This window comes from Flavobacterium psychroterrae (assembly GCF_018380615.1).
Lineage (GTDB): Bacteria > Bacteroidota > Bacteroidia > Flavobacteriales > Flavobacteriaceae > Flavobacterium > Flavobacterium psychroterrae.
Genome location: NZ_JAGYVZ010000007.1, coordinates 155,547 through 172,471 on the forward strand (window position 1 = coordinate 155,547; position 16,925 = coordinate 172,471).

Genomic DNA, 16,925 nt, shown 5'->3' on the forward strand with positions numbered 1-16,925 from the left:
TTATCAATATTGACAAATGTGATTCTTTTCTTTTTGTTTTTTTTACGGAAAACCATAATTTGACAAATAGTCAATACTATTCAAAAATATCATTACCAAGTTACAATCCACTACGTATATATACCTGATTTAATAAAAAAAGCCATTTATCTTTCGACAAATGGCTTTTAAACAGCATTATATTTAATTAAAAAATCACTTTTCTCGTCTCACTTTGGTTATTATTGAGCACTACTTTAACTACTAAAACCTGATTAGAGGATCTTAAATTATCAATCGTCAATTTAGAGTCGGATACGTTTCCTTTTTCATAGAGTAAGGTTCCTGAAACATCAAAAATGTAGACTTTATCAATAATCTGATTAGGAGTTTCAACATTTATCACTTTGTTTAAAGCTGATACTGTAATTGGATTTTTTAGTGATTTTAAAATTTCTGTATCTGTTGATGCTATTTTAGCAGATGACGATGGAATAATCGTTATAGATACAGGATTAAATCCAAAACAGAAATCTTCTACATAATACATTATACCAGAGTAAGTTCCTGCCGGAACATTTGCTGGTATATCAATGGTGTTTATTACTCCTCCTGCTGATGAAAAAGCAAAAGACGTATAACGTTGATTTACCAATAAAGCTGCATTGGCTGCTGAATCCCAAATAATAGAATATCCCTGCGGACTACCGGTAATTCCGGAATATGCTAATGTTGAATTTTGTAAATTGGCACTTGTAAAAACCGGATCTATTATTCCGGTTGTGGTAACAGTAGGAGATGCTAATATGTTTACAGTAAATGTAGTTCCCAAACTGCTTATGCCGCTTGCATTTTTTACCGTTATTGTGCCGGTATATACTCCTGCGATTGCTGTCTCAGGAATAAAAATCTTAACATATTCCTCAGTTAATACTTCATCAATAACAGGTACAAAACTATTTGCAGGAGATGAATTCCAAACAATACTATATGTTACAGGTGACCCGGTTGTTTCACTATAAAATAAACGAGTAAAGTCATCATTAGCATTTGTACAAATGTCTGCTGCCGAATCTGAAGTTGTTATGGTTGGCAAATCTCCCACTGTGACAGTTGTTGGCTCAGAATTTACAGCATCACAAACCCCACTTTTAACAACAGCTCTAAATTGAGTAGTTTCTGTTAATGGTCCTGAAGTATAAGTCGTATTTGTATTCACAATATCCGTCCATGTAGTAAACGGGCTTACTGAAGATTGCCATTTAATTACTGAACCTGTATGACCTGACAGTGTTAATAAACCACTTGTGCTTCCAGAAGTAATTGTTGTTCCGCCAGTAACTGTCCCACCAACTGTTGCGGGTAATATTGTTATAGATATTACTTGGGTCTCAAAGCAGTCCCCAAGGCCAATACTAATTGAACCCGAGTAAGTCCCAGCTGGAACATTTGCAGGTATAACAATTGTATTTATAATACCTCCACTTGGTGAAAATGAAAATAATGTATCAGATTGATCTACTAATAAAAGATCGTTTGCCTCTTCTCCCCAAACAATAGAATAACTTGTAGGACTTCCCGTAGTAGCAGAGTAAACTAATGTTGCATTTTGTGAGCTAGAACTTGTACATAACGGAGCAATCGTTCCATTAGTAGTAATTGTAGGTGGTGCAACTATATTTGCGCCAAAAGTTATGGGACTACTTATACAACCGTCTGCATTTTTTACAGTCACGGTTCCTCCATAATTTCCCGCAGGTGCTCCAGCTGGAACTGAAATATCAAGATAACCAGAAGGCAATGCCTGATCAGTAACTGCAGGAAAATCATTAGCAGGAGAAGAATTCCAAACAATACTATATGTTACAGGATTTCCTATCGCTCCATCGTAATTTAAAGAGGTATGTTGTTCATATATATCTGTACAAAAATTTACTACAGGATCTGGTAATACTATAGTTGGCGGTGGATTCAATGTTACAGTTGTTGCTTCAGAATTCTCCTCATTACATTCACCGCTTTGAATAACAGCTCTAAATTGTGTAGTTTCTGTTAATGCATCCGAAGTATAAGTAGGTTCTGTATTATCTATATCGGTCCATGTCGTAAATGGGCTTACCGAAGATTGCCAGTTAATAATAAATCCTGTATATCGTGACAGCGTTAATTCACCACTTGTATTCCCGGAACAAACTGTAGTTCCTCCGGTTACTGCCCCTCCAACTGTTGTAGGCGAAACTGTTAGCTTTATTGATCTCGACTCGAGACAACCTCCGTTACTTAGTGTCAATGTACCTTGATAAATTCCTCCCGGAACATTTGCCGGTATAACAATTGTATCTATATTTCCTGATTCCTGAAACGCAAATGGAGTATCAGGCTGATCTGCTAATAAAGCAGCATTTGCAGCTGAATCCCAATTGATAGCATAACTTGTAGGATTACCAGAAGAAAAACTATACTCTAGTGATCCGGTTTGCGAGCTGGTACTGGTACAAACAGAATACATTACACCAAATGTACCAATGGAAGGAATATCGTTTACAGTTACAGTAAAAAGAATACCTGAACTTACACAACCATCTGCATTTTTGACAGTTAATGAACCGGTGTAGGTTCCAACAGCTGTTTCTGCAGGAACTAAAATTGTAATATTCGAGCCAGATAAAGCTGCATCATTAATTGCCTCAAAACTATTTTCAGGAGATGAACTCCAAACAATACTGTATGTAATTGGTGATCCTGTCGTTCCGCTATAACTTAACGTTGTGTTTTGTGCACTAGGGCTTATACAAACAGACTGTGCAGTAGCATCTACAGTTATAGTTGGCGCTGGACCAACGGTTACAGTTGTAGCTGCAGAATTTGCAGGATCACAAAGTCCACTTTTTACAACCGCTCTAAACTGAGTAGTTTGGGTTAAAGATCCTGAAGTATAAGTTGTCGTTGTATTAGCAATATCTGTCCATGTTGTAAAGGGACTTATAGAAGATTGCCATTTAACAACGGACCCTGTATGACCTGATAATGTCAATAAACTACTTGTATTTCCGGAGCAAATTGAAGTTCCGCCGCTTACCGTTCCGCCAACTGTTGCCGGGGATACTGTTATAGTAACTGTGTTATTAGTCGAAATATTTGACGAGCAAGATCCTGAATCAAGTTTAGTAATGGTTATAGTACTGGAACCTGCCGAAGTAAGTCCTACTGCTGTAAATGTTCCTGTTCCAGCAGTTGTAACCGTCATATTAGCTGTTAATGCTGTAGCACTTGGATTGCTTCTGTTATACGTTACAACATAACTGCCAACAGGTAATGATAAAGCGCCTGACGAAATTGTTACTGTCGATTGGGCATCACTGATACAAGTATTTGTGGCCGTTGTTCCGCTAATAGTATAAGTAGGACAAGGCGGAATTGTGTACGTAATAACCACTCTTCCTGCTCCTCCCGTTCCTCCTGCCTGAGCAGTTCCTAAAGCAGAGTTTATTGCTCCACTACCGCCACCACCCGGAACTGATCCGGAGTTTCCCGGTGCGGTTCCTAAAATTAAACTCCCCACGGCTGCACCTCCAGCACCTCCAAAATTAGCACCATTACCTCCGGCACCTGATGTTAATAATATTGATAAAAGTGACCATGTATTACCATTTACACCACTAAAACCAGGAAGTTTTATCGTTCCTGCAGATCCTGCGACTGTGCCTCCGTTTCCTCCAATTGGTGTACCTCCTGCATTATTTGCTGCGCCACCAGCGCCACCTGCTGCAAAAAGTAATGATTCAAAACCTGTAATGGTAGAATTTCCGCCAGCCGTTCCATTCGCACCGGATGTTCCTGATGCCTGACCTGCAACAACTACATTTAAAGTTGTGCCAGGTGTAACGGTTAATGTATTGCTGGCATAAGCTCCTCCGCCACCGCCGGCTGCTCCCCTACCAAAGAGTAATCCTGCTCCACTGGCTCCTCCTCCGGAACCTCCTCCTCCCCAAGCATCAACAGAGATGCTGGTTACACCTATGGGGACAGTAAATGTTCCGTTTGTTGTAAATGTTTGTATGGTCTGAGACCATGATAACGTAATAATAAAAACGAGTAATAAAGATAATTTTAGTCTCATAATAATAAATTTTTAAATGATTAAAAAATGAATTAATTCTTTACATAAATTATGAGGAGGGTACTAAAAAGAAATTTTTTATGATTGTAGGATTAATCGATAAAATTTCTTTTTCTTGAGGGAATACATTTTACAACGTATTGAAAGGCAGTTATTTACAATTATTTTTGTCAAATTTAAAAGAAAATATTGTAAGTATATAGCTATAATTAAATATTTTATAATGTACTTCAACAGATTAAAGATGATTTTTCTTATAAATTTAACGCATTATATATCAATGCTTTATAAATATCAATTTATTACAAAAAACATACGAAAAGGTATACTATTAAAGGTGGATTTGAAGCAAAAAGTATTTTGAAGAAAAAATCCATATTAATTATTACTTGTTTTTTAAATTAGCTTTTAAGAAATATAATAGGCTAATAAAAACAAAACCCCGGTTTAATGACCGGGGTTCTTAAAAAATATAAATTTGAACCCGTTTGGGTGTAATTAATAAAAGTTCAATTAAACAGATAGTCCGATAGCTATCGGGACTAAGTGTTAAAAATAATTACACCCAACGGTTAAATTTGAGTTTTGTTTAAAATTAATCTTGTTTGATAAACTTTAAATCCTGTTCATAATTTGCAATTGCAATCAAAGCAGTATAAATATACTTTGTTACCAAAGCTCCCCCTTCAGTATTAATCAAATCAATATCATCTTCGGGCGTATGATATTGCGGATGTCCGCCTGTATGGAATCCTATAACGGATATACCAGCTTTGTAAAATGAAATATGATCCGATCCTCCCACTTCTCCGGCATGAATCACAGGATTAAGTCCGCTGTTATCTCCTAATTTTTTCATGAGTTCAACACCATCCGGAAAAGTTCCCGCACCGCCCATATAAATTTGTTTCTCGGCATTTAGCCTTCCTACCATATCCATATTCAGCATTACTTTTACAGCTTCTTTTTTGACTGGCAAATGATTTACAAAATACTTAGAACCTAATAATCCTTGTTCTTCTCCGCTAAAAGAAACAAAAATGATACTTCGTTTGAGTTTAACTGCAGATTTCGATAATTCTTCTGCCATACAAAGTAAAGCCGAAACTCCCGAAGCGTTATCATCTGCTCCGTTATGAATGGCGATAACTTCCTTATTTTTACTGCTTGATCCTTTTCCGCCCCAACCCCAATGATCGTAATGCGCTCCTATTACAATAAATTCATTTTTAAGATTGTGATCTGATCCCTCAATATATCCTACAACATTTTGAGTCGTAACTGTATCTGATTTGACTTTGTTGATTCCTTCTTTCACAAAAAGTTTAAAAGACTGGTAATAATTTCCACTGAATTCTTTTAAACCATATTTCTTAAAATATTTTTTAATGTAATCTGCTGCGTTATTATTCCCTTTTGTGCCGGGAAAACGTCCTTCCATTTTATCAGATGAAAGATATTTGTCGTGTTTGTAAAATGTTTTGGCATCAATACTATTTTGTGCATTTACAGCAACACCTGAAAATAGTATACTGATGAAAAAGGTTTTGATTTTTAAATTCTGAAAAGATTGCATTTTTTATTCTGATGTATTTTATAGATTATTTAAGTTCAAATATTTTATTCATTACGATCCATTTTTCGCCGGGTTTTGATTCGGGTAAAGCTTTTTGAAATTCCCACATTAATGTTTCCCATTCCTGCACTTTAGGATTTTGAGCATCTAATTTTGCCTTTTTTTCAAACGAAAAATCAGCATTTGCTTCTATAATCATAAACAAACGATCTCCTAAATTGTAGATTTCAAGATTACTAATTCCTGAATCCTGAATACTATTTTTGATTTCAGGCCAAACGTTCTGGTGCAGGTTTATATATTGATCAATTAAATCAGGATCGTTTTTTAAATCTAAAGTAAGGCAGTGTCTTTGCATAATTTCCCTTTGTATTATTAAAGTTGGTTACACAAGTTAGGAATTATTTCAAAACTTACTTAATTCAAATGCTACATGTTTAATATATTTTCTATTATAAGTATATAGAATATGAATTTTATGATCTGATGTTTCAATAATTGCCGGATAACTAAATTCACCTTCTTTTTGGTTTTCAAGATCAAATAACTTTTCCCAATTAACACCATCTTTAGAATATTCAACATCCAGAACATTTCTTCCATTGAACCAGTCTTTTCCAATCTTCAGCGGATTGTTTACTAATAAAAATGATTTATTATTTAAAGTGACAGCATCAACTCCTGAATTTGAATTGACAACATTAGTACTATCGGTTTTCTGCCAGGTATTTCCGTTATCATTTGACCAACTTGAAATCAGTTTATTATGTTTGCTTCTGGATAAAATTTGAATTTCCTTATCAGAATGAACTAAAAATGTGGGCTGAATAATTTCAAATTGTTTTTTGTCATTGAGAGCAATTTTTTTCCACGAATCTGTAGATTCAGTATATTTTTCTAAATGAACTCTCCATTTATTATCAGCTACACTTTCAGTACTGCTTCCGCATAAAATAGTGCCTAAAATTGTTTCAATAGGTTTGTTTCTAATTGGTCCAAGGATTCCGTCAGGAAGATATTTAGGTTTAGTCCACGTATTTCCATTATCTTTTGAAATTATCATAGCACCAAACCATTCTCTTGGATTTTTACCGACTTTATAAAACAAATACAAATTCTGACTTTTGCTTTTAAATAAAACCGGATTCCAGCAAGGCAAAGTATCATTTTGCCTTATTAATGGTGCTACAAGATTCTTTGGCGCAGACCATTTATTCTTTTGATAAACCGAAAAATAAATCCCGACATCTTTCGCACCTTCATATTTCCCTCCAAACCATGCTGCCATCAATTTATGAGGTTCAAGCTCTACTAATGTTGCTGCATGACTATTTGTTGTAATGGGTTGATCTGTAATAAAATTTTGGGTGATATTTATTGCTTTTGGTACTTGTTTTACTGATGAACAAGAAAAACTTAGTACAATTAATACAAGTAACGGATAATTAAATTTTGAAATCATTTTGTAAAAGTTAAACTGTTGGGAATGCTGTTTTTTAACACATAGAAACATAGTTTTGGTTGGTGCACAAAAGGCGTTTCACTTGTCTAAACGCGCATAGCTTTGTGATAGTGAATGAATCATTTTATTTCTATTTCTTTACAATCATAAAAACCTACGTCTCTATGTGTTAAGATTTATACATCGTTTTTCCGTCACGAATTCATGAATTATTATTTTATAAATTCGTGAATTCTTGGCGGAATATTATTACTTATTATATTCCTTTTTTAAACCTGCTTTGTGTCCTATAATCGCGTAGTATAAAATAAAAGCATAGCAAGGAAGCAAAATCCAATATCCTTCGGTTGCGGCATTTGCGGTTGATGCAACTTCGCTCATTCCCTGAGACAGCATATCTGCTTTATTCATATCGACAAGTTTTCCGTATAACGGAGGAATAATTGCACCGCCGGAAATCGCCATAATCAATAATGCCGAAGCTGTTTTTGTAAATTTACCCAAACCTTTTAAAGTCAAAGGCCATATTGCAGGCCAAACCAAAGCATTTGCAATTCCTAAAGCAGCAACAAATATAATAGAGGTGAATCCGCTTGACGCTACAATGCAGAGCGAAAGCAGAATTCCTAAAACGGCACTCGCTCGTAATGCCAAAGCCTGACTAATATATTTTGGGATTAAAAAAGCTCCAACTCCGTAGGTTATTACCATAGCCAATAATGTAAATGTGGTGAAAAATTTAGCATCGCTCGCCGGAAAACCCAATGCAATACCATATGCGATAATCGTATCTCCGGCAATTACCTCAACACCCACGTACATAAAAAGCGTTAAAACACCCAGCCATAAATGCGGAAATTGAAAAATACTTGTCTTTGTGGTTTCTCCTTCTTTAGCTTCTTCAATAGGTTCAGCTTCAACGTCAGGCAAAGGAGCTTTTCTAATTAATATTCCTAAAATAAATAAAACTATTGCCATTGTTATATAAGGTGCAACAACGCTGTCTGCCATGGTATCCAGTAATTTGGCTTTTTCGACCGTATTTACTAAACTTAGTTTTTCTTTGATTTCATCTATTCCGGATAATAAAATGGATCCAAAAATTAGCGATCCCAATGCACCTGCTATTTTATTACAAATCCCCATAATTGAGATTCGTTTTGCGGCGCTGTCAATGGGTCCTAAAATAGTAATATAAGGATTTGATGCTGTTTGCAATAAGGTCATTCCCGCACCCTGAATAAATATTCCGGTTAAAAACATCCAATATGTTCTGGCTTCTGCGGCTGGAATGAATATTAAAGCGCCAAATCCCATGATGAATAATCCTAAGGACATTCCTTTTTTATATCCTATTTTACCTAAAATATACGAGGCCGGCAAAGCCATTACGACAAAAGAAATATAGGATGCTGATGCTACTAAAAGTGATTGAGCTGATGTTAACTCATTTATGGTTTTCATAAATGGAATCAAAGCTCCGTTGATCCAGGTTACAAATCCAAAAACAAAAAATAGACTGGCTATAATTAAAATTGGAACTAATGTGTTTTTCTTCTTTTCAGAAGAGGGTGAAATTGTATTGTTAACCATAATATAGTGTATTTGAAGATTAGGCAATTATTAAAAATCTACATTGCCGTCTCTGGTTAAATGTTGTTTTTGGTTCAAGTATTAAAAAAAATCGCCACGAATTTCACGAATCAGCACGAATTAATTAGCGAAAATTAGTGTAATTCGTGGCAACATTTTAATCAATTTAATCATTATAATCTGTGGCTATAAAAAAATAATCAGCACGAATTAATTAGTAAAAATTAGTGTAATTCGTGGCAACATTTTAATCAATTTAATAATTATAATCTGTAGCTATAAAAAAATAATCAGCACGAATTAATTAGTAAAAATTAGTGTAATTCGTGGCAACATTTTAATCAATTTAATTATTATAATCTGTAGCTATAAAAAATAATCAGCACGAATTAATTAGTGAAAATTAGTGTAATTCGTGGCAAACATTTTAATCAATTGAATCATTATAATGTGTGGCTATAAAAAAATAATCAGCACGAATTAAATCGAAATTATTGTATAAAACAAAAGGAGAGTTACCTCTCCTTTTGTCAATTTTAAGTAACGAATCTCTTTATCTTACTTATTTTATTTTGTATCCCACCAAAGTTTTGTTCCTCCGGTATCAGGTCCGTTTAGTTTAACGATTCCGTCTGTAACAGCATCTTTGTTTGAAGAATATTCATTAGTTGTATAAATAATTCTTTTCATCAAACTTTTACCAACTCCTGCATCATTATTATCTGTGTTAAGTGGCGCATAAATTATTTTAGCATCACTTCGACGTAAGTCTGCCCAAGATTCCCAGGATTCAGGGAAAATAGCCAAGTATTTTTGAACCGCAATTTGAGTACGTTGGCTTGCAGCTGCCGCAGACCATGCAACCGGTAATTTCACAGGTATATCCAGTAAATCTAAAGTTGGATAAATTGTCAGTACATTTGGCAAAGTTGGCAATGTGTTTCCTGCAATGTAAGCGTTTATTGCCGCAGCATCTGTAATTCCCCATTGTGCTAACGAAGCTCTGATACCTGCCTCATATAAATCTTGTGCAGTTCCGCCCATGTTCCATCCATTCAAAGCACCTTCAGCTCTGCTGAAATAATTTTCTGAAGCCATAAATACCTCAATATTTTTAGTTTCACTAAGATTTCCTGCTGCACCATTACCCATAATGTCATTGTTAAAAGCAGAGAATTTAGTGGTTCCAAACTGATCTTCTAAACCTCCAATAGGCTGACCACGATAAACACCAGAATCAATTTTAGAGAACCATTTTGCTAACCTTGGATCATTATATCCCACAAGAATACTTTCCATAGAAGCTGTCATAGTATAACCCCAGCTATTTACAATCATGTTTAAATTGTTTGGAGTAATATTACTTGCTTTAAAGAACGCACCTTGCCCATTAGTTTGCATAACACCGGCAGCTACAGCAGCTTCGGCTTGTGATTTTGCTTTAGCAGGCTGAATATCAGAGATTCTTAAAGCTAAACGCAATCTTAAACTGTTTCCAAATACTCTCCAATTTGCAACATTACCAGCATACAAACGATCGTTAGGCTGAAATGAAGCAACTGTTACCATAGAAGAACCGCTTAATGTAGCATTAGCTTCGTCAAGTAATTTAAAGAAATCTTCGTAGATAAATTCTACGCTGTCATAAGGCACTTTTTCTTTTTTGTTACCTGCCTCTGTGTAAGGAATTGGTCCGTAAGCATCTACCATTTGGTTGTACATGAAAACTTTCCATATTTTAAGAATTGCCAAAGCTTCGGCATTTCCTTCAGATGCTTTTATAGCATTGTTTAAAGCTGGAACAGCAACGGTGTAAAATCTTGTCCATCCACGTGATTCATAACCATTTACGAATGCATTTCTTTCTGTTCCGTATCCACAATTTAGATATTGAATAAAAGTCGAAGATAAAATTCCTGTTGCAATACCCCAGGTTCCCTGATCATCAACACCCGGCGATGAATAAGAACCGTTGTGAATTCCGGCATAAAGCGCAGATGCAAATGATGGTCCTGCCATTGTAGCATCTAACTGATCTTCGGTAAGCGAATTAGGATCGGTATTTATTTCATCAAAGTCGTTTGTACAACTTGAAAAAACAGAAACCAGTGCTAAAGCAACTCCTAATGTTTTTATTTTAAAACTATATTTCATGATGTCTCTTTTTTTAATTAAAATCCGAATTTAACATTTACCCCATAATCTCTCGTTGAAGGAATGTTGAAAGATTCGATACCTTGCAAGTTTCCTGTACCTGCACCCGCTTCAGGATCAAAATATTTAGCTTTGTTCACAAAGAAGAATAAATTTCTACCTACTAATGAAAAGTCAATATTTGTAAAACCTGAATTTGCTAACATACGTTTTGGTAAAGAGTATCCAAATACAAGTTCTCTTAATCTGATGTTTGTTGCATCATAAATAAAAGGTTCTGCGATAGGAGTTCTTTGCCCAATTGCTGTCCAGTATTGTTCTGCGTTAATGCTTGTAGTGTTTTGAACATAAGTTCCTCCGGCAGCTGCCACAACACCATCAACAACAATTCCGCCTTCTCTTCCGGCAAGAGTAACATCACTTACCCCTAAACCAGCTTGTCTTGCCTGAGTGTATGAAATAACTTCACCACCAATTCTAAAATCAACAAGGAAACTTAAAGAGAAATCTTTGTATTTAAAATTATTTTTTAAACCTGCTGTCCAGTCCGGGTTAAAGTTTCCGGCACGAACATCAAAACTATTTGTCGCAAGAGGAATACCTGCACTGTTTACAATAATTTTTCCGTCAGGAGATCTTTGGAAACCTTTAATATATAAATCTCCATATTCACCACCCTGAATAACTTTACTTCTTACTAAACGTCCTTCACCAAGCACTAATTCTTCTCTTCCTCCGTAAATAGATTTTACTTCAGATTTGTATTCAGCGTAATTTGCTGTAATATCCCAAGAGAAGTTTTCCGTTTGAACCGGAGTTGCAGTAAGTACAAGCTCGATACCATTATTTTGAATTTCTCCACCATTAACAACCGCTCTTGAAGTCGAAGAAGATTCCGGAGTATTGATATAGAAAATCTGATCTTTTGTATTTGTTTTGAAATAAGTAAAATCTAATCCCAAACGGTTTTTGAAAAATTTAACATCAGCACCAAATTCAACTGAACTTGACATCTCTGGTCTTAAATTAGGGTTTGCAGCTGTTGTTTGAGAATAAAGCATACCACCATTACCACCAATATAAGATAATCTTGAACTTGTTTGATAAGGATCTGTATCATTACCAACTTTTGCATAAGAACCTCTTACTTTTGCAAAACTAACCACTTCCGGTAAAGTTACCATATCTGAAATAACGCCTGAAAGACCTACAGATGGATAAAAGAAGGATCTGTTTGCTGCCGGTAAAGTAGATGACCAGTCATTTCTTGCTGTTAAATCAAGGAACAAATAATTTCTGAATCCAATTTGTGAGAAACCATAAACTGAGTTAATTTGTTTTTCTGAAGATGTAGAAGTCGACTGAACCGTTGCAACATTTGATAAGGCAAAAAAGTTTCTTTTACTTAAAACTCCTCCTGAATATAATGAAGAACTATTTTGTTGTAAAGTATTAGCACCCGCATTAATTCCGATAGAGAAATCACCAAATTTTTCGTTGTATGAAAGTAACGCATCCGTATTGAATTCGCTTACTGTTTCATAAGATTCACTGTATGAACCAAGATTGTTATTAAAAGCTATAGTAGCATATCTGTTTCTAACATTCTTGTTTGTCATTTGGTCTAAACCAGTTCTAACCTGCAAACTAATTGTATTTGTAAAATCATATTTAAGAGATGCAAGACCTATAAATCTGTTTCTTTTATCTTTACGTGAATCATCGCGCAAAGCAGACCAATATGGATTTCCTCCTGGAGCTCCGGCTTCGTCTAAGAAATAATTTTGTTGTAATTGTCCTGCTGCATCTCTGTATTCAAAATCTTTGTATTCACTAAATTTAATACTACGAGGCAATAAATAAGCTGATGTACCAATAGATTCTTCACCAGTTCTCAATAAATTATCGATATCCTGAACGATGTAGTTTGTTTTTACATCTAATGATAATTTATCAGATATTTTACTTGTCAATCTTAAATTAAGATTGTGTCTGTTCAATTGGTTTCCGCCTACGATACCTTCTGCAGTTGTATTTGTATATGAAAAATAACCCTGAGCTTTTTCATTTCCTGTAGTAACAGTCAATGAATTTGCTAAATTATAACCTGTTTTATAAAAATCAATTACGTTATCCGGTTGCGGACTGTAGTTTGTTGTTGCAGGTCCTGCATAATTAGGGTTACGAACTAATTGCCAAGCGGGAACCTGACTTCCGTCTAGTTTTCCTCCCCAGCTTGAGCTTGAAGTCTGGTTGTAAGCACCTAAAGTTCCTTGTCCGTACTCATTTTGTAAATTCATCAAATTGTAAGCAGATGAAGCCATGAAGTTAGACGATACCGAAACTGAAGTTTTTCCTGATTTACCTGATTTTGTAGTTATAACAATAACACCATTACTTGCTCTGGTCCCATAAAGTGCTGCTGCAGATGGTCCTTTAAGAACGGTCATCGAAGCAATATCTTCAGGATTAATATTCGAAATACCATCAGGCTGAGTGGTTCCTCCTGTATCGATATCCGGATTACCAGTCGTTGTACCATTACTAATAGACACACCATCAACCACATACATTGGCTGATTGTTTCCAGTAAGGGATCTGTTTCCTCTTAATGTAATTCTTGAAGAACTACCTACACCATTAGAAGTAGTCGAGAAGTTAAGACCCGCAACTTTACCTGAAAGTGAGTTGGCTACGTTTAATGATCTTGCTTCTGAAAGTTCTTCTACTGAAATGTTTTGTGCCGAATACGTAATGGCTTTTTTCTCCCTTTTAATACCAAGAGCGGTTACAACAACTTCCCCTAATTGTTGAGTCGCTGCGCCTAACGCTGCATTAATTGTAGTTTGCGTTCCTACCGAAATTTCTTTTGGAGCAGAACCAACATAAGTGAAAACCAAAACTGCTGATTGATTTGGAACTGAGATACTGTACTTTCCATCAAAATCTGATGATGCACTCGTCTTGGTTCCTTTAACAACAACATTTGCACCCGGAATTGGAATTCCCGTTGAAGCATCTGTTATCGTTCCTTTTACCGTTGTCTGTGCTTGTGAGCTTTGGAATGCAAACAAGCAAAGAACAAACAGTAATTTTAGTACGTTCTTAGTCATATTAGTTGTTTTTTTAGAGTTAATAACATGTTAAACTTAAGAATACATTTTGTTAACAGAATATTATTTCGACAAATGACAATTTTGAAAAGGTGTTGGGTAAACTTTAACATATAAACCCATAAAAAACTTATAATTTACAAACAAAAACCCGCCTGAAGAAGGCGGGTTTTATTAATTTAATCTAAACGATTTAGTTATATCTTAAAAGCATTCCTTGCTAAATACTTAAAATGCTGAACATAATTATTCATTTATTCTTTTTTATTGCAAAACCTTAAATTCTGTTTTTTGCAGGTCAATTGAGTTTCCGCCTACCATAACTTCAAAATCACCCGGTTCTACAACATTTTTCATATCACGGTTCCAAAGTGATAATTCATCTGCAGTTAATGTAAATTCGACTTTTTGAGTTTCTCCTTTTTTAATAAACAATCTCTTGAAACCTTTTAATGTTTTTCTTGGCGTTGTTACACTGCTGTAAACGTCATTAATATACAATTGCACCACTTCATCACCATCAAAATTTCCTGTATTTTTAACGTCTATGCTTACTTTTAATTCACCATTTGTTTTAATTTCTTTTGAACTGATGGCAAGATTTGAATAAGCAAAAGTTGTATAACTCAATCCGTAACCAAATGTGTACAACGGATTTTCACTTTCAGAAACATATTTGTGAATTGCAGATGGTTTTTGGTTATAATATATAGGTAGCTGTCCCACAGATTTAGGAACCGTAATTGGTAATCTTCCGCCTGGATTATAATTCCCAAATAATACATCGGCTACAGCCTTTCCTCCTGCTTCACCCGGAAACCAGGCTTCAACAAGTGCAGGAATATTCTCTGAGATCCAGTTTGTTGAAAGCGGACGACCGTTTAACAACACACAAACAACCGGAGTTCCTGTTTTCTGGATTGCTTCGATCAATTCCTGCTGCATTCCGTGTAAGTCTAAAGACGCTACATCTCTGTTTTCTTCCACCAATTCGTTTGATTCACCTAAAACCACAATCGCAACATCTGCTTTTTTAGCAATATCAATTGCCGGCTGAAAGTTTACTTTTTCAAGATTCCAACGCAAGTGCGCTCTGGCTCCCCAACCGCCTTCCCACATTTCTATGCGGACTTTGTATTTTTTACCTGCTTCAATATTTTTTGGAGTTGTCACCATGCTTGTCGCACCTTTTGTCCAGTTGTCAATTACTAATTGATCGTCGATCCACATCCTGATTCCGTCATCTGAACTTAAACCCAACCAACCGTCAAATGATTTTTCTGACTGAATATATCCTGTCCAGCGAATCGAGAAATCATCATCTGTAACGCCATCTCCAGGAGACCAAGGCCAGTCAAACTCTAACTGACTGTCAATACGGGTTAATGCCGGAGTTCCTTCAACATTTCTATTATTGAAATATTCGCCTTTTAGTCCGTTTTTAGATCCGTCTGGCGTGAATAAAAATTTCGATGGAATTATTTGTCCTTTTACAATTAACGAAACACCTTCTTCATAAAGTACATTTGTTTTTGCACCCACAACTTGTTTTACGCCTTCGAGTACTGTTGTTCCTACTTTATTTTTTACCGAATATCCTCCTAATCTCGAAGCATCAGCATTGGGTCCGATAACGGCAATGGTTTGAATATCCTTTTTTAAAGGCAAAATATTGTTGTCATTTTTCAGCAATACAATCGATTTATGTCCGGCTTCTAAAGCAATATCCTGATTTTCTTTAGAATGAAAACGTTCTTTAATCAGATTTTTATCCGTGTATGGATTTTCAAATAATCCCAATAAAAATTTCAATCTTAAAACCCCTCCGGCAGCACGGTCAATTTGTGCCATTGTTAGTTTTTTCTCGTTTACCAATTCAATAAGGCTTTGTTGCCAGAATTCATTTGTAAAATCATAAAATTGCATATCAACTCCCGCTGCAACTGCTTCTCTAATACTTTCTTTAGGCGAATCTGTAACATGATGCGTCGTTTGAAGGTATTTTATAGCACCTAAATCTGAAACTACAATTCCTTTAAAACCCCATTCTTTTCTCAAAACATCTGTCAATAACCAGTGATTTGCAGCACAGGGAATTCCGTCCAGTTCAGAGTAGGCACACATGGTTCCTAACGCGTTTCCTTTTGTAAATGCTTTTTGAAATGACGGCAAAAAATCTTCGCGCGCGCTGCGTTCTCCAACCAAAACCGGAGAAGAATTTCCTCCTGCCTGCGGAATCCCGTGCACGGCAAAATGTTTAGGTTCTGCAATTATCGAATGATCTGATTTGAAATCATCACCTTGCATTCCTTTAATCATCGAAGTTCCCAGTTCACCAACTAAATATACATCTTCACCAAAAGTTTCCGCAACTCTTCCCCAGCGTGGTTCGCGTCCAACGTCAAGATTGGGTCCTAAACCAAAATGAACTCCGTGCGCTCTGGCTTCTGTACCAATAACTTTTCCCACTTTATCCAGAAGATTGGTGTCCCAGGTTGCCCCTAAACCTATGTTCATTGGGAAAGCTGTACTTCCGTCATCTAAATAACCGTGAAGCATCTCGCACATAATAAGCGCGGGAATTCCCCATTTGTTCTTTTTAATCACCTCACTTTGAAGATCATTAATCATTTTTGCTGATCGCGGATAAATATCGTGAATGGCTCCAATGCCAAGATTTCCAATTTTTAAATCTGATTTTGATTTCGAAAAATCTTCCTTTTCCTTAAAAAATTCCCCTTTGTACATGTCCATCTGGCGCACTTTTTCCTCCAGGCTCATTCGGCTTAATAAATCGGTAAGCCTTTCCTCAACCGGTAATTTTGGATCTTGATACGGATATTTTTTTTGTGCGTAACCGTGGTTGTAAAAACCAACAGCCATTATGAAAATAATGGCTGTTTTTTTCATTCGTAATTGTAACATAGT

Annotated in this window: 8 protein-coding genes; all 8 read right to left on the bottom strand. The window is 35.6% G+C overall.

Features of this window, described 5'->3' with window-relative positions; genetic code table 11:
• Window positions 1-187: 187 nt before the first annotated feature.
• On the bottom strand, window positions 188-4,099 hold the full coding sequence (locus KHA90_RS09760; RefSeq protein ID WP_213298540.1) for a T9SS sorting signal type C domain-containing protein: 3,912 nt from the start codon (window positions 4,097-4,099) through the stop codon (window positions 188-190).
• A 595-nt stretch (window positions 4,100-4,694) separates the two neighbouring features.
• Window positions 4,695-5,675, bottom strand: coding sequence for a M20/M25/M40 family metallo-hydrolase (locus KHA90_RS09765; protein WP_213298543.1), 981 nt, complete (start codon window positions 5,673-5,675; stop codon window positions 4,695-4,697).
• Between the two features lie 25 nt (window positions 5,676-5,700).
• Window positions 5,701-6,033 carry an L-rhamnose mutarotase gene (locus tag KHA90_RS09770; RefSeq protein ID WP_213298546.1) on the bottom strand — a complete coding sequence of 111 codons (333 nt, stop codon included), beginning with the start codon at window positions 6,031-6,033 and terminating at the stop codon, window positions 5,701-5,703.
• 48 nt (window positions 6,034-6,081) lie between these two features.
• Window positions 6,082-7,137, bottom strand: coding sequence for a sialidase family protein (locus tag KHA90_RS09775; RefSeq protein WP_213298549.1), 1,056 nt, complete (start codon window positions 7,135-7,137; stop codon window positions 6,082-6,084).
• A gap of 249 nt (window positions 7,138-7,386) precedes the next feature.
• Window positions 7,387-8,730: a sugar MFS transporter gene (locus KHA90_RS09780; RefSeq protein WP_213298553.1), complete on the bottom strand. Its 1,344-nt coding sequence runs from the start codon at window positions 8,728-8,730 to the stop codon at window positions 7,387-7,389.
• A 567-nt stretch (window positions 8,731-9,297) separates the two neighbouring features.
• Window positions 9,298-10,884: a SusD/RagB family nutrient-binding outer membrane lipoprotein gene (locus KHA90_RS09785; RefSeq protein WP_213298556.1), complete on the bottom strand. Its 1,587-nt coding sequence runs from the start codon at window positions 10,882-10,884 to the stop codon at window positions 9,298-9,300.
• Window positions 10,885-10,901: 17 nt separating this feature from the next.
• Window positions 10,902-13,997 carry a SusC/RagA family TonB-linked outer membrane protein gene (locus KHA90_RS09790; protein WP_213298559.1) on the bottom strand — a complete coding sequence of 1,032 codons (3,096 nt, stop codon included), beginning with the start codon at window positions 13,995-13,997 and terminating at the stop codon, window positions 10,902-10,904.
• 264 nt (window positions 13,998-14,261) lie between these two features.
• Entirely contained in the window at window positions 14,262-16,922 is a 2,661-nt protein-coding gene (locus KHA90_RS09795; RefSeq protein WP_213298562.1) for a glycoside hydrolase family 3 protein, read from the bottom strand.
• Between the last annotated feature and the right edge of the window lie 3 nt (window positions 16,923-16,925).